The organism is Polaromonas potterensis, assembly GCF_033446725.1.
Lineage (GTDB): Bacteria > Pseudomonadota > Gammaproteobacteria > Burkholderiales > Burkholderiaceae_C > Polaromonas.
Map to the genome: position 1 here is coordinate 214441 of NZ_JAWQLX010000006.1, position 17552 is coordinate 231992.

At 62.9% G+C, this 17552-nt stretch carries 21 protein-coding genes; 14 read left to right on the plus strand and 7 right to left on the minus strand.

Annotation, left to right across the window (positions count from 1 at the left end; all coding sequences use genetic code 11):
* The first annotated feature begins 20 nt into the window (after positions 1-20).
* A complete protein-coding gene (locus R6254_RS13245) occupies positions 21-692 on the plus strand; it encodes a TetR/AcrR family transcriptional regulator (protein ID WP_318407428.1) in 672 nt (223 codons plus the stop codon).
* Here R6254_RS13245 and R6254_RS13250 read toward each other — a convergent pair.
* Positions 689-1714 carry an LLM class flavin-dependent oxidoreductase gene (locus R6254_RS13250; protein ID WP_318407537.1) on the minus strand — a complete coding sequence of 342 codons (1026 nt, stop codon included), beginning with the start codon at positions 1712-1714 and terminating at the stop codon, positions 689-691. The two genes, R6254_RS13245 and R6254_RS13250, sit on opposite strands and share 4 nt — an antisense overlap.
* A gap of 87 nt (positions 1715-1801) precedes the next feature.
* Between R6254_RS13250 and R6254_RS13255 the strand changes: the two genes are divergently transcribed.
* Complete coding sequence (locus R6254_RS13255; RefSeq protein ID WP_318407430.1) at positions 1802-2359, plus strand: YaeQ family protein; 558 nt, start codon at positions 1802-1804, stop codon at positions 2357-2359.
* Positions 2360-2363: 4 nt separating this feature from the next.
* Here R6254_RS13255 and R6254_RS13260 read toward each other — a convergent pair whose 3' ends face one another.
* Positions 2364-3257 carry an ion transporter gene (locus R6254_RS13260; RefSeq protein ID WP_318407431.1) on the minus strand — a complete coding sequence of 298 codons (894 nt, stop codon included), beginning with the start codon at positions 3255-3257 and terminating at the stop codon, positions 2364-2366.
* A gap of 709 nt (positions 3258-3966) precedes the next feature.
* A complete protein-coding gene (locus R6254_RS13265) occupies positions 3967-5670 on the minus strand; it encodes a long-chain fatty acid--CoA ligase (protein WP_318407432.1) in 1704 nt (567 codons plus the stop codon).
* 123 nt (positions 5671-5793) lie between these two features.
* On the opposite strand from R6254_RS13265, the gene R6254_RS13270 reads away from it, so the two are divergent.
* Positions 5794-6756, plus strand: a complete 963-nt coding sequence (locus tag R6254_RS13270) for a Bug family tripartite tricarboxylate transporter substrate binding protein (RefSeq protein ID WP_318407433.1) — start codon at positions 5794-5796, stop codon at positions 6754-6756.
* Between the two features lie 85 nt (positions 6757-6841).
* On the opposite strand, the gene R6254_RS13275 is transcribed toward R6254_RS13270, so the two are convergent.
* From R6254_RS13275 to R6254_RS13285, 3 genes are read right to left on the minus strand one after another with little or no spacing between them, the layout of a single operon-like run.
* Positions 6842-7378, minus strand: a complete 537-nt coding sequence (locus R6254_RS13275; RefSeq protein ID WP_318407434.1) for a GrpB family protein — start codon at positions 7376-7378, stop codon at positions 6842-6844.
* A 1-nt stretch (position 7379) separates the two neighbouring features.
* Positions 7380-8015, minus strand: coding sequence for a LysE family translocator (locus tag R6254_RS13280; RefSeq protein ID WP_318407435.1), 636 nt, complete (start codon positions 8013-8015; stop codon positions 7380-7382).
* Between the two features lie 38 nt (positions 8016-8053).
* On the minus strand, positions 8054-8443 hold the full coding sequence (locus R6254_RS13285) for a hypothetical protein (RefSeq protein ID WP_318407437.1): 390 nt from the start codon (positions 8441-8443) through the stop codon (positions 8054-8056).
* 173 nt (positions 8444-8616) lie between these two features.
* Here R6254_RS13285 and R6254_RS13290 point away from each other — a divergent pair, with 173 nt between their 5' ends.
* From R6254_RS13290 to R6254_RS13300, 3 genes are all read left to right on the plus strand, one after another.
* Positions 8617-10077 carry an aminotransferase-like domain-containing protein gene (locus R6254_RS13290; RefSeq protein ID WP_318407438.1) on the plus strand — a complete coding sequence of 487 codons (1461 nt, stop codon included), beginning with the start codon at positions 8617-8619 and terminating at the stop codon, positions 10075-10077.
* A gap of 147 nt (positions 10078-10224) precedes the next feature.
* The gene (locus R6254_RS13295; RefSeq protein ID WP_318407439.1) at positions 10225-10515 is read left to right on the plus strand and encodes a hypothetical protein; all 291 of its coding nucleotides are present in this window, start codon (positions 10225-10227) and stop codon (positions 10513-10515) included.
* Positions 10512-11162 carry a DsbA family protein gene (locus tag R6254_RS13300; protein ID WP_318407440.1) on the plus strand — a complete coding sequence of 217 codons (651 nt, stop codon included), beginning with the start codon at positions 10512-10514 and terminating at the stop codon, positions 11160-11162. The genes R6254_RS13295 and R6254_RS13300 overlap by 4 nt, the downstream gene beginning before the upstream one ends.
* Before the next feature lie 6 nt (positions 11163-11168).
* On the opposite strand, the gene R6254_RS13305 is transcribed toward R6254_RS13300, so the two are convergent.
* Positions 11169-11645 (minus strand): Cd(II)/Pb(II)-responsive transcriptional regulator, encoded by a 477-nt coding sequence (locus tag R6254_RS13305; RefSeq protein WP_318407442.1) that lies wholly within the window; start codon positions 11643-11645, stop codon positions 11169-11171.
* Positions 11646-11703: 58 nt separating this feature from the next.
* On the opposite strand from R6254_RS13305, the gene R6254_RS13310 reads away from it, so the two are divergent.
* The 8 genes from R6254_RS13310 to R6254_RS13345 all read left to right on the plus strand — a co-directional run bounded on the left by R6254_RS13310 (position 11704) and on the right by R6254_RS13345 (position 17551).
* Positions 11704-12333 carry a cation efflux transmembrane domain-containing protein gene (locus tag R6254_RS13310; RefSeq protein ID WP_318407443.1) on the plus strand — a complete coding sequence of 210 codons (630 nt, stop codon included), beginning with the start codon at positions 11704-11706 and terminating at the stop codon, positions 12331-12333.
* A 56-nt stretch (positions 12334-12389) separates the two neighbouring features.
* On the plus strand, positions 12390-12809 hold the full coding sequence (locus R6254_RS13315; protein ID WP_318407445.1) for a hypothetical protein: 420 nt from the start codon (positions 12390-12392) through the stop codon (positions 12807-12809).
* 111 nt (positions 12810-12920) lie between these two features.
* A complete protein-coding gene (locus R6254_RS13320) occupies positions 12921-13238 on the plus strand; it encodes a hypothetical protein (RefSeq protein ID WP_318407446.1) in 318 nt (105 codons plus the stop codon).
* A gap of 11 nt (positions 13239-13249) precedes the next feature.
* Positions 13250-14668: a TolC family protein gene (locus R6254_RS13325; protein ID WP_318407448.1), complete on the plus strand. Its 1419-nt coding sequence runs from the start codon at positions 13250-13252 to the stop codon at positions 14666-14668.
* Between the two features lie 32 nt (positions 14669-14700).
* On the plus strand, positions 14701-16113 hold the full coding sequence (locus R6254_RS13330; RefSeq protein ID WP_318407449.1) for a multicopper oxidase family protein: 1413 nt from the start codon (positions 14701-14703) through the stop codon (positions 16111-16113).
* A 49-nt stretch (positions 16114-16162) separates the two neighbouring features.
* Positions 16163-16684: a cupredoxin domain-containing protein gene (locus tag R6254_RS13335; RefSeq protein ID WP_318407450.1), complete on the plus strand. Its 522-nt coding sequence runs from the start codon at positions 16163-16165 to the stop codon at positions 16682-16684.
* 24 nt (positions 16685-16708) lie between these two features.
* A complete protein-coding gene (locus R6254_RS13340; RefSeq protein WP_318407451.1) occupies positions 16709-17191 on the plus strand; it encodes a DUF411 domain-containing protein in 483 nt (160 codons plus the stop codon).
* A gap of 12 nt (positions 17192-17203) precedes the next feature.
* Positions 17204-17551: a copper-binding protein gene (locus R6254_RS13345; protein WP_318407452.1), complete on the plus strand. Its 348-nt coding sequence runs from the start codon at positions 17204-17206 to the stop codon at positions 17549-17551.
* The last annotated feature ends 1 nt before the right edge of the window (position 17552 follow it).

A 17552-nucleotide genomic window follows, 5' to 3' on the forward strand; every position in this document is an offset into this window, starting at 1 on the left:
AGTCGAACAGGTCAGCACCAATGTATAGCCGCCGCACGCCCTCCGGGTTCGGAAAACCAGCCGCTGCGGCAGCCCCCAGCCCCGCCGCCGCCAAACCCCTGAAACGCCCCACACAGGCCCGCGCGGTGTTCACTGTGCAAGCCATTTACGACGCGTTTGTTCGGATTTGGCGCCGCGACGGCTGGGGTGGCGTGAGCACCCGCGCCGTGGCGCTGGAAACCGGTGTCGCTGTCGGCACCTTGTACGACTATTTCCCCAACAAGTCAGCGTTGCTGTCCGGTTATGTGCGGCATTGCATGGAACAGTTGTTGCAGGCAATTGAACAGCAGGCGGTGGCGCCGACTGAGCTGCCCTGGCAGGCGCGCCTGCAGACGCTGGTGCGCCTGAGCTGCGGGGTGCATACGCCAGAGCTGCCCTGGTTTGACGCCGGCATGTTGGCCCAGGAAGCCGGCATTGCCAAGGCCAAACACCACAGGCGTGTGTACGAGGAATTGCTCGCCGCGTGGGTCCAGGTGTTTACAGCCTGCCACGACCTGTCCACACAACCCAGCGCCGAGGCCATCCAGGCCATGCATCTGTCGGTCTGGGGCGGTCGGCGTTACGGTTTGCTGATCGGCTTGAGTGAGGCGGAAGCCGCGCAGTGGGCCTTGCAAATGGAGCGCCTTTGCCTGGCGCTGATCAGCGAAGGCTAAACCTTTTCCGCTTGGGCTGTCGCGACACACAACTCGGCCGCCAGCAATTCGTAAGAGCGCCGCCGCGCCGCCGCATCGTGTGTCCAGGTGATTACCACCATGTCTTCTACCGCCAAGGTTTCGGCCAGCGCCCGTAATTTGTGCGCCACCTGCGGCCCGCTGCCCACCAGTGCCGTGTTTCTGAGCTTGTCGGCCGCCTGTTGTTCCGCTGCGGTGTAGGGCCTGGCAGCCACTTCGGCCGGCGACTGCAGTGGGCCCAACACGCCCTGGTTGCGGTCTATTTTCCAGCGTTCACGGCTTGAAAAATGCTGCCAGGCCTCGTCTTCGCTGTCGGCGGCCAGCGCCCAGACACACAGCGCGGCTTGCGGCGTCGGGTGTTGCGGGCTGGGACGGTACAGCTCACGGTAGGTGGCCAGCGCTTCTTCGGCGCCCTGCCCATCGGTGATGAAATAGGCAAACGCATAAGGCAGGCCGTAGTGGGCCGCCAGTTGTGCGCCGTAGTTGGAACTGCCCAACATCCACAAGGTGGGCGTGCTGGGGCCTGTGGGCTGGGCGACCACACCACGGCCCGGATGGCCTTCAGGCAGCTCGCTGCCGCCCACCCAGGCCTGCAACTCGCGCACCTGCAAGGGAAAACGATCGGCCGCATGGTGGGCCTGGGGATTGAGCAGCTGCGCCGTGCGCCCGTCCGAACCCGGCGCGCGGCCCACACCCAGGTCGATACGCCCGGGCGCCAGCGCCTCCAGCACACGGAACTGCTCGGCCACTTTCAGCGCCGAATAATGCGGCAACATCACGCCGGCGCTGCCGATGCGGATACGCTGCGTGGTCGCAGCGATGGCGGCCATCAGCACCTCGGGGGCGCTGCCGACAATGCTGGGGTGGCTGTGGTGCTCGCTGAGCCAGAAGCGCTCGTAACCCAGGGCCTCGCAGTGTTGGGCCAGGGACAGGGTTTCGCGGATGGCGGTGTCGGCGCTGCGGCCGGTCACGGCGATGGATTGGTCAAGAACAGAGAGTCGGATCATGGCCTGACTATAGCCAGAGTACAGCGCCAGCGCCGGTCTGTTCCAATAGAGGGTTCACGCCAGCCACCAACCAGAAAAATCACCATGGCACTCAAAGCCACCATCTACAAAGCCCAGTTGCAACTCTCCGACATGGACCGCGGCGTCTATGCGGATCACAACGTCATCATTGCCCGCCACCCGTCCGAGGCCGATGAACGCATGATGATCCGCCTGCTGGCCTTTGCGCTCAATGTGCCCGCCGACGACAACAAGGGCAAACTCGACTTCGCCAAGGACTTGTGGGACGTGGACGAACCCGCGCTTTGGCACAAGGACTACACCGAGCAGATCCTGCACTGGGTAGACGTGGGCCAGCCCGATGACAAACGCCTGATGCGTGCGGCTGGCCGCGCCGAGCGGGTCAGCGTATACAGCTTTGCGAGCAGCACGCCGGTCTGGTGGAAAAACATCGAAACCAAACTCACCCGAGCCTCCAACCTGGTGGTCTGGCAGATCGAGGCCGCCGAAAGCCAGGCGCTGGCCAAACTGGCCGAGCGCAGCATGCAATTACAGGTGACGGTGCAGGACGGAACGGTGTGGATGAGCACGGCGCTTGGTTCCGTCGAAATCACACCGCGCCGGCTGACGGCCGGCAGCTAAACCGTCAGGACGCTGGGCCGGTCTGCTGCTGGTAAGGCGGCAGGCGCGCGCCGCAGTTAAAGCAAAAATCAGCGCCCGGGCCATGGCCTTCGGTCAGGCATTCATGGCAGGTGCGTGTGGTCGGCGCCTGTGAGACCTGCATCTGCCGCTGCGCCGCCATCTCCGCCGTCACGATGCCGGTGGGCACGGCCAGAATGCCCCAGCCCATTAACATCATGAAAGACGCAATCAGCCGCCCCAGGTCGGTCTGGGGTGTGATGTCGCCATAACCTACCGTTGTCACCGTGCTGATGGCCCAATACACCGAGGTGGGAATGCTGGTGAAGCCGTTGGTCTGGCCTTCGATTACGTACATCACCGTGCCCATGACCAGCACCACCATCAGCACCGCCGATAAAAACACCAGGATTTTCCGGCCGCTGGCCGCCAGCGCACGGCCCAAAAACTGGTACTCGGCCACATAAGCGGCGAGTTTGAACACCCGGAACACGCGCAGCAGGCGCAAGACCCGCACGTCGATGAGTGCATGCAGCCCCGGAAAAAATAGCGCCAGGTAAGTCGGCAACACGGCAATCAGGTCGATGACGCCGAAGAAGCTGCCCGCATACTGACGCGGCCTGCGCACACACAGCAGACGCACCACGTACTCGGCCGTGAACAGCAGCGTGAACATCCATTCCAGCACCGTGAACACCCGGCCATAGGCCAGATGCAAAGACTGCACGCTATCGGCCATGACCACGGCAATGCTGAGCAGGATGAGCCCGATCAGGCTCAGGTCAAACAGGCGCCCGGCGCGGGTGTCCGCCTCGAAAATAATCGTGTACAAATGCAAGCGCCAGCCGTCCAGCGGCTTGTCGATCGAGGGCAAATGGGGGGGAGGAAGTGGTTTGGCCATGTTTGCCGGGACGCGCGGGAAGGCGACGCAGTTGTTGAATTTGTTGGAGGCACACCTTACCCGAGTTCCGCCCCCTACAGGAATTGGCGGGCCGTCTGCGGCCTGCAGGAAAACAATCACCCTCACCATTCGCTATGAATTGGATAGCTGCTTGCGCTTTCCAGATAAGGGCTAGAGGCTTTTTTTTGCTTAAGAATTTGATGTGCCTAGCTTCAAGCGTCACGCTGCACCTGTGGCTTGTTCTGGACAGTAGGCCTGACTCCCCACTCCCACCCCTAGCCCCTCCCTCGCCCCGCTGGGCGATGGAGGGGGACTTCATTTGGTCTTGTGTGCTGCAAGCGCGTGCATGAATGACGGCCACTTGTGTGTCGACATGACGCGCTTAGCGCGTCATGTCTCCCCGTATTGGTATTCTGATTCTTTGTCACCCCGTTTGGCCGGGCCGAGGAGCGCAGGCAAAAGCGGATCAGGGCTCGCGATTGTCTGAGGCGAAGCCGAGTTCGAGCGAGACCCCGCTTTTGGCGAGAACCGCAGGCTGCCCGCAGCGCAGCGAAGGGACCCGGACAGTCGGGTCGCCTTTCTTTTCCTTAGGTTTCTTTGGCGAAGCAAAGAAAAGTAAGTCGCCCGCCGGGGCGAGACCCGGCTTGCTGGCCAACAACAGGAACAAGATCAAAGACAAGATTTCGAAAGCTGCAACTGCAAAAACGACTTAACCCTGAACCTCTTCCGCTTCCTGCAAGGTGCGCCACATCACCTTGCCCGAGCCGCTTTTCGGCAATGCATCGACAAACTGCACAACACGCGGGTATTTGTAGGCCGCCATGTTGTCCTTGCACCAGTTGATGATGTCGTCTTCGCTGGTCTGGCCTTTGGCTGCGGCGCGCAACACCACCACGGCCTTGACGGTTTCGCCACGGTAGGCGTCACTTGTCGAGATGACGCAGGCCTCCTGGACCGCCGGGTGTTTGAACATCAGGGACTCCACCTCGGCCGGCCAGACCTTGAAGCCCGACGCATTGATCATGCGTTTGAGCCGGTCGGTGATGAAGAAATAGCCGTCCTCGTCCACCCGCCCCAAATCGCCCGAACGGAAAAAGCGTTTACCCTCGAACTCGATAAACGCCGCCGCCGTGGCTTCAGGTTGTTTCCAGTAGCCCGAAAAATTCTGCGGCCCACACATGATGATTTCGCCCTGCTCGCCCTGCGGCATTTCCTGCTGGGTCAGCGGGTCGATCACGCGGGAATCCGTGCTGACAAAAGGAATGCCCAGGCACTGCTGCTTGGTCGCATCAGCCGGGTTGCTGTGGGACGGCGCGGCGGTTTCCGTCAGGCCATACCCTTCCGCAAAACGCAGGCCGTACTGCTCCCAGAGGCGCTGGGCCACGGCCTGCGGCATGGCCGCACCGCCGCCACCGATGGCTACCAGGCTGCTCAGGTCAAAACTCGCAAAGTTCGGGCTGGCCAGCAGGTCTATCACCATGGTCGGAATGTTGGTCCAGTGGGTCACGCGCCAGCGCGAGATCAGCCGCCCGGCCAGCTCGCGGTCCCAGCGCGGCATGATGACCAGGGTGGCCCCGCCGTAAATCGACGCATGCAACACCGACACCATGCCGGTGATATGAAACATGGGCACCACCGACAACACCACGTTTTCAAAGGTGGCGTTGCCCCACAGGCAACTGCCAACGGCGTTGTGCATGATGCTGGCATGGGTGTGCATACAGCCCTTGGGCAAACCGGTGGTGCCGCTGGTGTAAGGCAACACGGCCAGATCCTGAGGCGTGGCGGTATGCGCCGGCAAGGTGTCGACATCGCCTTGCAAAGCCTGGTCCCAGCTCATGGCGCTGCCGCCGTCCAGCACCGGCAAGTCATGTTGTGTGGCCAGCCAGCCCTGCCAGGCCGCGGGCAAGGCTTCTGCGCCCTGCTGGGCCGCCAAATCAAAGGTATCGCTGTAATGGCTGACGATCATGTGCCGCAGTTGATCCGCCGGTGCCAGCTGGGCATTGGCTTTGGCCAGCTCAGGCGCCAAGTCGGCTGCGATGATGGCCACCGTGGCATCCGGGTCGGTGATGTAGTGTTTGAGTTCCTCGGCGCGGTTCATGGGATTGACCGGCACCACCACGGCGTTGGCGCGCAGGATGGCAAAGTGGGCAATCACCCATTGCGGGCAGTTCTGCATGTCCAGCAGCACCCGGTCACCAGCCTGCACACCCAGCCCATGCAGGGTGGCTGCCAGGCGTTCGGCTTGTTGCAGCAGCTCGGCATAGGTGACAACCTGGCCAAAAAAGACCAGCGCGGGCTTGTCCGGAAAACGCAGGGCGCTGACCGTCAGGTTGTGCCACAGCGAGGTGGCGGGCGGGCTGATGCGATGCGGCAGGCGTTTAGGCCAGAACTTGTAGTGAGGGCGGTCCATGGAATCTCCTTGAACCCCAGCCTAACGCGCCCGCCAGATCGCGGCATCGGGGAAGACGCTAGCTGGGTCACGTCCGCGACGCTGTTTATCATGGCTCACTATTGCATAACAAGGAGACCCCCCATGTTCACTCCCCAGCGCGCCCTCGCCGCCTTGCTGATCGCGGCCAGTTCCGCAGCCCTTGCCGCCTTTCCGGAAAAACCCATACGGGTGGTGATTGGTTTCCCGGCCGGCGGCCCGCTGGACCAGCATGCCCGCCTGCTGAGCGAGCGCCTGCAGGCGGTGTTGGGCCAGCCCGTGCTGATCGACTACAAAAGCGGCGCGGGCGGCACCGTGGGTGCACAAGAGGTGATGAAAGCCCAGCCCGACGGCTACACCCTGATGCTGGCCAACACCGGGGTGATGGTGATCAACCCGGCGCTCTACAGCAAGCTGCCCTACAACACCTTGCGCGACTTCACGCCGATTGCCCGCACCGCCATGCAGCCGCTGGCCTTGCTGGTCAATCCCAAGCTGCCGGTCAAGACGCTGAAAGAATTTGTCGACTACACCCGCGCACGACCCGGGCAAATCAACTACGGCTCGGCCGGCAACGGCGGCATCAGCCACCTGGTGCCCGAGATGTTCAAAAACGCCACCGGTCTGTTCATGGTGCACATCCCCTACCGCGGCAGCGCCCCGGCCTTCACCGACCTGATGGGCGGCCAGGTGCAGTTCATGGGCGAGTCGATTCCGCAGGCGGCCAGCTACCACAAGCAGGGCAAGGTGCGTGCGCTGGCCGTGACCAGCAAGGAGCGCAACCCCGCGCTGCCGGATATCCCCACCGTGATCGAGTCGGGCTTCAAGGGTTTTGAGGTGGTTGGTTTTTACGGCTTTCTCGCGCCCGCCGGCCTGCCCAAAGACGTGACGGCCAAATTGAGCGATGCTTTCAAACAAGTCATGGCCAACCCCGAAATCCGCAACCGCATGGTGACGCAGGGCGCGGACCCGGCCTTCATGGGCAGCGAGGAGTTTGGCCAGTTCCTGGCCACGGAGACACCGCGCTGGGCCCAGGCCGTCAAGGCCTCGGGCGCGAAGCTGGATTGAGTGCAGAACCCCTCTCGGGGGGTTTGCCGCTGGTTCCACGAAGCCAGAGACAAAATCTGGCGGGGCTGCCGCCTTTGAGGCCGGCCTAAGCCTCGGCGACCACTGCCAGCACAAACGCCGTCTTGGCCTCGGTGTAGGCCTCGCGATCCGCGCCATGTTGCGCTGCCAGTGCCTGTTTCAACAAGGCATAAGACTGCGCCAACACCGGGTCGGTACGCAAGCTATCCCGAAAATACAGGCGGCGGCGCCACTCGGTGTCGCCCAGCACCACCAGATGCAGGTGATGGGTGCGCCGGCCCTGGTCCCAACGCATGAACCAGCGGCGCTCACTCAGCGTGGCGTTGAACTCGGCGGAGGTGGTGTAGCTGGACGCCAGCAACGGACCGACCAGTACATCCGCCACCGCCATGGACGCCACCCCGGCCAAGATGTCGATGATGGGTTTGGCCGGCATGCCCGGCATGGCCGTGCTGCCGATATGCTGGATGTCCAGCAACTGCAGCGGAAACAAGCTTGCCAAGCGTTGGCGCTCGGCCTCGAACAGCGCTGGCCACACCGCGTCATAAGGAACCAGCGCCACGTCTTCGTGGATGGCCTGCTGCAGCGACGCCTGCGGCGTCATGTCAATGCGGGCTCTTCAAACGCAGCAAGCTCAGGCCCAGCAGGCCAAACGCACCACCACACACACGGTTGAACAAGCGGGCGCGCTGGGGCGTGCCCAACCAGCGATGGGTATGGCGCGCCAGCAGTACATAAGCCATGTGGGAGCTCAAGACGCAGGCGGCAAAAGCGCTGGTCAAAGCCAGGAATTGCGGCACCATGGGTGCCTGGGCATGGATGAACTGCGGAAACAGCGCGGTGAAAAACAGAATACTTTTCGGGTTGGTCAGCGCCACCAGCAGGCCTTGGCGAAACAAGAAGGCATTGGTTTTTTCGGTCTGCGCCTCGGTCGGCAAAGGTTTGTCAAACATCGAGGTCTGGCTGGTCCACTGGCGGTAGCCCAGGTAAATCAGATACAGCGCGCCCAGGGTCTTGAGCACCGCAAACAACCAGGCCGAACTGTGCAGCAAGGTGCCCAGGCCGGCCATCGCCGCGCCGGACACGGCAAACACCCCCAGCACATTGCCGGCCGAGCTGCACAAGGTTTTGCGCGGCCCCCAGGCCACGGCGTTGGACACCGCCAGCAAAATGCCCGGCCCGGGGCTGAAGGCGGTGACCAGGGAAATGGTGATAAACAGGAGCCAGGCGGAAGCGGTCATGGATGCAAAAAGTGGGATCGGTTGGACAGAGATCGAATTTACCCCAGCGAGCCAGGGTTTGCAGGGCGGCGCCGAATGCCCGCAATTCGGAGGATTCGGATATAAGGCGGCGTGAAAAGTCTGCGGCCCGCCTCACGCAGCACACACACCAGCGACAGCGTTTGCTGCGGACACATCAAGCCAACGGTATCCCCTTGCGGCCCGGCTGTCAGCGTGATCCAGCCGTCCTGTTCGATCAGGTAGGGCTGCCCCGGCGGCGCCAGCCGGGTGCGGCTGCGAAAGACCTGTTCGCCCAGCCAAAGCGGTGCGCCGGTCACGCTCAAGGCGCCCGCGCTGCTGGCCAGGCAAGTCCCCGCTTTGGCCTGCAAAAGTCGGGATTCGCCAGCGCCTAGTTGGACGAAAGTTTGAAGATCAGGGGGGTGGTACATGGCAGTCTCGATTCGTAAAAGATGCCTTGAGATTACCGAGGGGGCCGGCGGCCCGACAGGGGCAATCCATGCCTTTCTGTATCGGTACAGATGGTGTTTGATGCATCTGTTATGGTTCGATTTCAGCCCATCTGTGGCTGTGTCACGACTCTTCTTTCACTGATCATTGAGCCATGGACGCGCAACCGCTTTACCTTCGGCTTTCAGGCCATTACCGCCAGGCCATCCAGTCGGGCGTGTTGCTGCCCGGCCAACGCATGCCCTCGATCCGGGCCTTGACCCGGCTGCACCAGGTCAGCTTGTCCACGGCCGTGGAGGCCTGCCATACGCTGGAAGACGAGGGCCTGCTGGAGGCTAGACCCCGTTCGGGTTATTTTGTGCTCAAGCGGCGCCGCCTGGAGATTCAGCCGCCCAGCGAGCCGGAGGCCGGTCGCAAACTCGATCCGGCACAGTACGTCGGCATCCATGACCGGGTGTCGGACTTCGTCGCCAAATGTGAGGTCTATCCGCTGGTCACCAACCTGGCGGGCACCTACGGCTCGCCGGACATGTACCCGGCCGAAGCCCTGAAAAATGCCGCGACCCGGGCCTTGCGCAAACACCCCCAGATGCTGGTCAATGCGCCCGACATGCTCAATGATTCGCCCCTGAATGCCGTGCTGGCCAGGCGGGCGCTGGAAGCCGGCATGCGGTTGTCGGCAGAAGACATCCTGGTGACACACGGCTGTATCGAGGCGCTCAATGTCGCGCTGCGCGCGGTGGCGCAAGCGGGCGACACCGTCGCCGTCGAGTCACCGACCTACCACGGGCTGCTGCAAATTCTGGAAAGCTTAGGGCTGCGTGCGCTGGAGATTCCCACCAGCCCCCAAACGGGGCTGTCCGTGGAAGCGCTGGAGCTGGCTTTGCGAACCCATGACAGGATCAAGGCCGTGGTGGTCATGCCCAATTTTCACAACCCGCTGGGCAGCGTGATGCCGGACACGGAAAAAGAAAAGCTGGTAGCGCTGTGCGAGCGCCAGCAGGTGGCGCTGATCGAGGACGACACTTACGGTGCCTTGGGCCATGACGACATTCCCCTGAAAGCGGCCAAGGCCTGGGACAAGCCCGGCAAGCTGGGCAACGTGATTTATTGCGCGTCGCTGCGCAAAACGCTGGCGCCCGGCCTGCGCCTGGGCTGGATGGCCGGCGGGCGCTGGCAGGCGCGCATCCAGATGCTCAAGTACACACAAAGCCGCGCCAACGAGGCGCTGGCCCAGTTCACCGTCGCCGAATTCATGGCCTCCAGCGCCTATGACCGCCACATGGCCAGGCTGCGCCGCCAGCTCAATGGGCAGCGTGCGCAGATGGCCGAGGCGATCGCAGCGCACTTTCCGGCGGGCACCCGGCTGTCCGTGCCCGGCGGCAGCATGTTGCTGTGGGTGGAGTTGCCGCCCGGTACCTCGGCGCAAGCGGTGTTCGAGGCGGCCATCCGGCAGGGCATACGCGTGGCGCCCGGCTCCTTGTTTTCCAACTCCAACCGCTTTGACCATTTTTTGCGCATCAGTTGCGGCTTTTCGTTTTCCAGCCAGACCGAGCAGGCGTTGCGTCAACTGGCCGCCCTGGTGTCCGCGCAGCTTCCGACCCATCCGGCATAAGCGCGGTCAACACTTAAACTGGAGGCTGCTCCAGCCCCAGACGCTCTTTTTTTGATAGCTGCTTGCGCCCGTCGGTATTGGACGCAAGGCCAATTTCATCCTCAACTTCGGCGTTTTAACTGCGCCGCCACCTCATCCCCGACACTGATGACCACCCCTCAAGACCAGCTCACCACCCTGTCCCAGGCGCTGCAACAGTTGCGCGGCGATGCCCTGGCCGTACCGGCGTTTTCGCATCTGACGCAAAGCCAGCCCGAGTTGCTGGCGGCCCTGCCGGCCCCCTTCGCCGAAGTCTTGCAAACCCTGCTGGACCGGCTGGAATCCAGCGCCTTGTTCAGCGAAGAAAGCTGCTCTTTCAGCCAGATAGCGCTGCTCGACAACCTGCAGCTATGGCTGGACAAGGCGCAGTTGCAACTCGACAAGCCCAAACCCACATGAATACCGCCGTCCCGGTTACCCTTTTGTATGTCGGTGACCCGATGTGCTCCTGGTGTTACGGCTTTGCCGTGCCGCTGACGCAGCTGCGGGCGCAGTTCCCCGCGCTGCCGGTGAAACTCATGCTGGGTGGCCTGCGCGCCTACAACACGCAGGTCATGGATGCAGCCCTGAAAAACAAGCTGCGCCAGCACTGGGGCCATGTGGCCCAACGTTCAGGCCAGCCATTTTCCGATCACCTGTTCGAACGCGAGGATTTCATCTACGACACCGAACCGGCCTGCCGCGCGGTGGTCACGGTACGCCAGCAGGCGCCCGAACTCGCGCTGCCCATGTACGAAGCGATCCAGCAGGCCTTTTACGCCCAGGGCCGGGATGTGACCCAGGCGGCCGTGCTGGCGAAACTCTGGCAGCAGGTGTCCGGCCCAGCCGGGCAGGCCCTGGATTTCCTGCGCACCTTCGACAGCGACGCGGCCAGGCAAGCCACACGTGATGATTTTTCGCAGGTCCAGCGCTGGGGCATCAGCGGCTTTCCGACCCTGCTGGTGTTGGCCCAGGGCCAGGCCCATCTGCTCAGCAACGGTTACACCGAAGCCGAGGTGTTAGCCGACCGCCTGGCACCTTTCATCACCGCGCCGCCTACGCCCTGATCCCGTTTACACGTGGCGCTTCTTCGCCGCGGATAGCACCGCCGGCGGTGCGGTTTGTTCGTCGGCCAACTGGTGTAAGGCTTCGATGATGTGACAGTGGCTGTCGCTGCCGTCGCAACGTTTGCGCAGGGACTGCAGGTCTTTCTCCAGCGCTTTTAATTCGGCCAACCGCGCACGCACATGGCCCAGGTGGCCATCCAGCGCCTCACGGGCCGTGTCGCAATCGCTTTTGTTGTTCAAGTCCAGCGCCAGCAAAGTGCGCACTTCGTCCAGCGACATGTCCATGGCCCGGCACAGGCGGATAAAGCGCAGCTGATGCAGGTCATTCTCACTATAAAAACGATAGCTGTTCTCGCCCCGGCCCTGCGGGCTGAGCAGCTGTTCTTTCTCATAAAACCGGATGTTGGCGGTGCTGACGCCGCTGCGGCGCGCGGCTTCGCCGATCTGATAACCCTGGGCGGGCAATGGACTTGAACGCGACATGGCTTGACCTTGAAGTGACTTGAGGCTTTCCAATCATGCCATCAACCAAGGAAATCCTATGTCTGCGCATTGCAACCACCACCACGCTGGCCCCGCCGACGCCGGCAGCAGCCCACGCTACCGGAAAATTCTCTGGATCGCACTGGCCGTCAACCTCGCCATGTTTGGCGTGGAAATAGGCGCTGGCTTCCAGTCCGGTTCGGTCTCGCTGCTGGCCGATGCCATCGACTTTTTTGGCGATGCCGCCAACTACGGCGTGACCCTGGCGGTCTTGTCCCTGGGCCTGGCCTGGCGCGCCCGCGCCGCGCTGCTCAAGGCCGGCAGCATGATGCTCTTCGGCGTGTTTGTGCTGGGCCGGGCCGCGTGGGTGGCCACGCAGGGCGGCGCACCGGAAGCCATTACCATGGGCGCCATCGGCCTGCTCGCGCTGCTGGCCAATGTCGGCGTGGCGGCCCTGCTGTATGCCTACCGCGAAGGCGATGCCAATATGCGCAGCGTCTGGCTGTGTTCGCGCAACGACGCCGTCGGCAACCTTGCCGTGATGCTGGCCGCGCTGGGGGTGTTCGGCACCGGCAGCGCCTGGCCCGACCTGGCCGTGGCCAGCGTGATGGCCGGTCTGGCTATCAGCGGCGGTGTCTCGGTCTTGAAACAGGCGAGGCAGGAATTGCGCTGGAACCAGGCGAGTTGACGCGGGTTTTCAGTCATAAAATTTGAACTATTGATCCCTGCCTGTATCATTCACCCATGCGCCATCTGTTGCTCGTCCTCATGATCGTCCTGCTGCCCCTGCGCGGCTGGGTCGGTGACGTGATGGCGACCGAGATGGCTGCGCCGCGTCTGGTGCAAGTACAAGCCGCTATGGAAACCGTAGCTGATCACGCTGATACAGCGGGGGCTAGCACCCATTTTTACCATGCATCCGCGCCCTTGGCAGCGGCCCAGGCCACGCCCGATTGCGCCGGCCATGACGCAGGCGACTCGGCCCCCAGCAGCGACGCGCATTGTGCATCCTGCGCCTTGTGCCAGGCCTGCCACATCGTGGCCTTGTCGCCCCCGGCGGCCCAGGCCCTGCCCGTGTTGAGTCCTTTCATGCCACCGCATTCGCCGGTGGCGTCCTTCGCCAGCGCCGATACTGCGCTGGGCCAAAAACCACCGATTTCCTGAAGCCCAGGCCCGTACTGGGTCTGTACCAGCCTCCGGCACGCGCGGCCCACGCCGCCCTGCCCGGATCACCGCGATTTTTTCAATCGCCCGCTTGTATTTCAGGAGACTTTTGTGGACATCCGTATCATTTTCAAACCGCTTGCCGGACTGGCTGTGCTGCTGCCTTGGTCAGCCAGCATCGCCCAGGCCCAGACGCCGGCAGCACCGCCACCGGCCAACACACCGACCCAAGCTGCACCAGCACCCTTCCGTTCGGCGCTGGAGAACTACCAGCCCTACACCGACGAAAAAATCGCGCCCTGGAAAGCCGCCAACGAACAGGTAGACCGCAACGGCGGCTGGCGCGCCTACGCCAAAGAAGGCCGAGCCGCCGCGTCACCCGCCACCACCCCCCAAGCCGATCCGCACGCCGGACACGCCAAACCGTGAGGGGCGCACTGATGAACAAGATATTTCGCTACAGCGCCCTGGCCACGGCCTGTTTGGTGCTGGCCGGCTGCGCCTCGGTCGGCATGGACCAAGCCATCAAGGACACCAACACCGACCGCCAGGACTTCACCCAGGGCAAGCTGGAACTCAGCCGCACGGCCGAGCAACAGGAAGCGCGCCGCAAACTCAGCAGCGAGTTGCTGGACCAGCCTTTGCGCATGGACGACGCCGTTCAGCTCGCCCTGGCCAACAGCCCGGCCGTGCAAGCCCTGCTGGCCCAAAGCTGGGCCGACATGGCGCAGGCCAGGCAGACCGGCCGCATCGCCAACCCCATCTTCAGTTTTGAACGGGTACGCGCCGGTGACGAACTGGAACTGGGCCGACTGCTGTCGTTCGGACTGCTCGATCTGTTGACGCTGCCGCACCGCCAGGCCATTTCGCGTGGTCAGGTGGCACAGGCCAAGGTCCAGCTCAGCACCAATGTGGTGGAACAAGTCACCCAGGTACGCCAGGCCTGGGTACGCGCCGTAGCCGCGCAGCAAAACCTGCACTATGCAAGCCAGGTCAAGCGCACGGCGCAAGCCAGCGCGGAACTGGCGCGGCGCATGCAACAGGTGGGCAACTTCACCAAGTTGCAGCGCGCGCGCCAGCAAAGTTTTTATGCCGATAGCGCGGCCCAACTGGCCCTGGCGCAACACGCGGCCACGGCCAGCCGGGAAGAACTGGTGCGGCAACTGGGCTTAAACGATAAGCAAACCGCAGCGTTGAAACTGCCAGAACGCCTGCCCGACCTGCCCCAACAGGCGCTGCCCGTGGCGGTGGTGAATACCAGCGCCACGCAACAACGTCTGGATGTGCAGATGGCGCGTAACCAGCTCGACATCGCCGGCAAGTCTCAGGGCTTGAACCTGCTGACCAGCCTGGTCGATGTGGAACTGGGCATACGCCGGGACACGGTGTTCGACAACAGCAAAGGCACCAGCACAGCGCGCAAAGGGTTTGAGCTGGACATTCGCCTGCCCCTCTTCGACTGGGGCAATGTCCAGCGCGACGCAATGAATGCGCAATCTCTGGCGGCGGCCAACCGTTATGAAAACACGGTGCGCAAGGCCTCGTCGCAGCTGCGGGAAAGTTATTCGGCTTACCGCACGGCGTACGACGTGGCCGCGCATTACCGCGATGAAATTGTGCCGCTGCGCAAAACCATGGCTGAAGAAAACCAGCTGCGTTACAACGGCATGCTGATAGGCGTCTTCGAGCTCCTGGCCGACACCCGCGACCAGATCGGCAGCGTGATGGCGGCGATCAACGCCAGTCAGCAGTTCTGGCTGGCCGATGCCGCACTCGCCGCCTCGCTGACCGGCCGACCGGCCACCACGACCACCCTGTCTTCAGCCGCCGGCGGTGCTGCCGCCGACGCCGCGCACTGAGCCGCGGCATCCCCTCATTCAACGGACGATTTATGACGAACAGAAGAAACTTTTTGGCGGGTGCCGGCGCCTTGACCAGCGCCGTGGCCGCCGCCTCGGTCAGCAAGGTGGCCATGGCCGCCCTGCCCGAACCCGTGTTGCAGACCAGCCCCGACACCATGGCGCCGCTGGTGCCCAACACCGGCCGGCCCTACAACCCGGTGGTCACCCTCAACGGCTGGACCCTGCCTTGGCGCATGAACCAGGGCGTGAAGGAATTCCACCTGGTGGCCGAACCGGTGGTGCGCGAAATGGCGCCCGGCTTCAAGGCCCACCTGTGGGGTTACAACGGCCAGTCGCCCGGCCCGACCATCGAAGTCGTGGAAGGCGACCGTGTGCGCATTTTTGTCACCAACAAGCTGCCCGAACACACCAGCGTGCACTGGCATGGCCAACGCCTGCCCAATGGCATGGACGGCGTGTCGGGCCTGACCCAGCCAGCGATTCCGGCGGGCAAAACCTTTGTCTACGAATTTGTGGCGCGCCGGCCCGGCACCTTCATGTACCACCCGCATGCGGACGAGATGACACAAATGGCCATGGGCATGATGGGTTTCTGGATCACACACCCCAAAACCAGACACCCATTGATCGACGAGGTGGACCGCGACTTTGTGTTCCTGCTCAACGCCTACGACATCGATCCCGGCGCCTACACGCCCAAGATCATGACCATGCTGGACTTCAACCTGTGGACCTGGAACAGCCGGCTTTTTCCCGGCATCGATCCGCTGGTGGTGCGCAAGAACGACAAGGTGCGTATCCGCGTCGGCAACCTGACCATGACCAACCACCCGATTCACATCCACGGGCACGAATTCACCGTCACCGGCACGGACGGCGGTCCGACCTCCAAAACAAGTCGCTGGCCGGAGGTCACCACCGATGTGGCGGTGGGTCAGATGCGGCAGATCGAGTTCCTGGCCGACGAAGAAGGCGACTGGGCTTTTCATTGCCACAAGAGCCACCACACCATGAACGCCATGGGCCACGAGGTGCCCACCATGATTGGTGTGGACCACCGCAAGGTCGCCGGCGAGATCAGCAAGTTGCTGCCCGACTACATGGTGATGGGTGAACGCGGCATGGCCGACATGGCCGAGATGGAAATGCCGCTGCCAGACAACACCGTGCCCATGATGACAGGCACCGGCCCTTTCGGCTCGGTCGAAATGGGCGGCATGTTCTCTGTGCTCAAGGTGCGCAAGAACCAGAAACCCGGCGACTACAAGGATCCGGGCTGGTACCAACATCCGGCCGGTGAAGTGGCTTATGAATGGACGGGCGCCTTGCCCAACCCCGCGCGTTTTGCGGCCGAAGGCGGTAAATCCATGCCGGTGCGCAACAAGCCGGCCAAAGACATCGAAGTCCAGGTCCGCAAACCCTCAGGCCATGCCGGTCACTGAGGCCGTCCCGCTCACATGCATATTCACAACGTTTAAAGGAAATTTGACCATGAAAACCTTGAAAGTCCTTCCCGTCCTGACCTTGACCGCAGCCTTCCTGGGCGTCTCGCTGGGCGCGGCCTCCAGCGCCTGGGCGCACGGCGACGAGGCGCACGCCAAGCCGGCCGGTCCCGTCAAAAAGGAACAAAAACCCTGGGGCGTGGCCGGAGACGCCAAATCGGCCAAACGCACCATCACCGTCACCATGACCGACAACATGCGTTTTTCACCGGAGCGCATTGACGTCAAACAGGGCGAAACCGTGAAAATTGTGGTCGTCAACAAAGGCGCCATCCTTCACGAATTTGTCATGGGCACAAAAATAAACTTGGATGCGCATGCCGCGATGATGATGAAATTCCCGACCATGGAACACGAAGAGCCCTACATGGCGCACGTGAAGGCCGGCCAAAGCGCGGAGATTGTCTGGACCTTCAACCGCTCCGGCGACTTCGACTTTGCCTGCCTGATCGCCGGCCACTACCAGGCGGGCATGGTGGGCAAGATCAGCGTCGCCGCAGCCCCCCGCTAACCCCCTCTTTTCGAAGAACAACCTATGCAACGACGATTTTTTGTACATTCCCTGGCCACCCTGGCCGCCACCGGCCTCGCCACACCGGCCCTGAAGGCGCAGACCAAAACGCCGCTGGAAGTCTGGAAAGACCCCGAGTGCGGCTGCTGCGGCGACTGGGTGATCCACATGGAGGCCAACGGCTTCCAGGTCAAGGTCCATGACACCGGCAACAGCGCCGTCAGGGTGCGCCTGGGCATCCCTACCAAACTCGGCTCCTGCCATACCGCGCTGGTGGGTGCTTATGCCATCGAAGGCCATGTGCCGGCGCGTGAGGTTCGGCGACTGCTGAAAGAGCGGCCGCAGGCCCTGGGCCTGACCGTGCCCGGCATGCCGGTCGGTTCCCCCGGCATGGATGGCGCGGTGTACGGCGGACGCCAGGACCCCTACAAGGTCTTGCTGATGCAAAAAAACGGCAACACCCGCGTCTTTCAAGACTACCCCACCAAAACACCTGCCAAATCCTGAAAGAACATTCTCATGACATCACGCCACACCCTGGTACTTTTGGCCGCCCTGCTGGCCGGCGCGGCCCACGCGCAAACCCACTCACACGACCACACACCGGCCAGCGAGCCTGGCCAAGAAGCCGCACAGCCTGCGGCCGAGCTCAGCGAAGGTGAAGTCCGCAAAGTGGACAAGGACGCCAAAAAAATCAGCATCAAACACGGTGAGCTCAAAAACCTCGACATGCCGCCCATGAGCATGGTGTTTCAGGTCAAGGACCCGGCTTTGCTGGACAAAGTCAAGGCCGGCGACAAAATCCGTTTCCGAGCCGAAAAGGCCGGTCCGGCTTTTGTGGTCACCGATATCCAGCTGGCCAACTAAG

What these genes read in the sequence shown, in the direction of transcription:
- R6254_RS13305 (WP_318407442.1), bottom strand. Translation starts at nt 11,645, where the DNA reads ATGTCGCGTTCAAGTCCATTGCCCGCCCAGGGTTATCAGATCGGCGAA.
- R6254_RS13335 (WP_318407450.1), top strand. Translation starts at nt 16,163, where the DNA reads ATGAAAACCTTGAAAGTCCTTCCCGTCCTGACCTTGACCGCAGCCTTC.
- R6254_RS13255 (WP_318407430.1), top strand. Translation starts at nt 1,802, where the DNA reads ATGGCACTCAAAGCCACCATCTACAAAGCCCAGTTGCAACTCTCCGAC.
- R6254_RS13285 (WP_318407437.1), bottom strand. Translation starts at nt 8,443, where the DNA reads ATGTACCACCCCCCTGATCTTCAAACTTTCGTCCAACTAGGCGCTGGC.
- R6254_RS13345 (WP_318407452.1), top strand. Translation starts at nt 17,204, where the DNA reads ATGACATCACGCCACACCCTGGTACTTTTGGCCGCCCTGCTGGCCGGC.
- R6254_RS13270 (WP_318407433.1), top strand. Translation starts at nt 5,794, where the DNA reads ATGTTCACTCCCCAGCGCGCCCTCGCCGCCTTGCTGATCGCGGCCAGT.
- R6254_RS13280 (WP_318407435.1), bottom strand. Translation starts at nt 8,015, where the DNA reads ATGACCGCTTCCGCCTGGCTCCTGTTTATCACCATTTCCCTGGTCACC.
- R6254_RS13260 (WP_318407431.1), bottom strand. Translation starts at nt 3,257, where the DNA reads ATGGCCAAACCACTTCCTCCCCCCCATTTGCCCTCGATCGACAAGCCG.
- R6254_RS13315 (WP_318407445.1), top strand. Translation starts at nt 12,390, where the DNA reads ATGCGCCATCTGTTGCTCGTCCTCATGATCGTCCTGCTGCCCCTGCGC.
- R6254_RS13265 (WP_318407432.1), bottom strand. Translation starts at nt 5,670, where the DNA reads ATGGACCGCCCTCACTACAAGTTCTGGCCTAAACGCCTGCCGCATCGC.
- R6254_RS13310 (WP_318407443.1), top strand. Translation starts at nt 11,704, where the DNA reads ATGTCTGCGCATTGCAACCACCACCACGCTGGCCCCGCCGACGCCGGC.
- R6254_RS13340 (WP_318407451.1), top strand. Translation starts at nt 16,709, where the DNA reads ATGCAACGACGATTTTTTGTACATTCCCTGGCCACCCTGGCCGCCACC.
- R6254_RS13290 (WP_318407438.1), top strand. Translation starts at nt 8,617, where the DNA reads ATGGACGCGCAACCGCTTTACCTTCGGCTTTCAGGCCATTACCGCCAG.
- R6254_RS13300 (WP_318407440.1), top strand. Translation starts at nt 10,512, where the DNA reads ATGAATACCGCCGTCCCGGTTACCCTTTTGTATGTCGGTGACCCGATG.
- R6254_RS13330 (WP_318407449.1), top strand. Translation starts at nt 14,701, where the DNA reads ATGACGAACAGAAGAAACTTTTTGGCGGGTGCCGGCGCCTTGACCAGC.
- R6254_RS13245 (WP_318407428.1), top strand. Translation starts at nt 21, where the DNA reads ATGTATAGCCGCCGCACGCCCTCCGGGTTCGGAAAACCAGCCGCTGCG.
- R6254_RS13275 (WP_318407434.1), bottom strand. Translation starts at nt 7,378, where the DNA reads ATGACGCCGCAGGCGTCGCTGCAGCAGGCCATCCACGAAGACGTGGCG.
- R6254_RS13325 (WP_318407448.1), top strand. Translation starts at nt 13,250, where the DNA reads ATGAACAAGATATTTCGCTACAGCGCCCTGGCCACGGCCTGTTTGGTG.
- R6254_RS13295 (WP_318407439.1), top strand. Translation starts at nt 10,225, where the DNA reads ATGACCACCCCTCAAGACCAGCTCACCACCCTGTCCCAGGCGCTGCAA.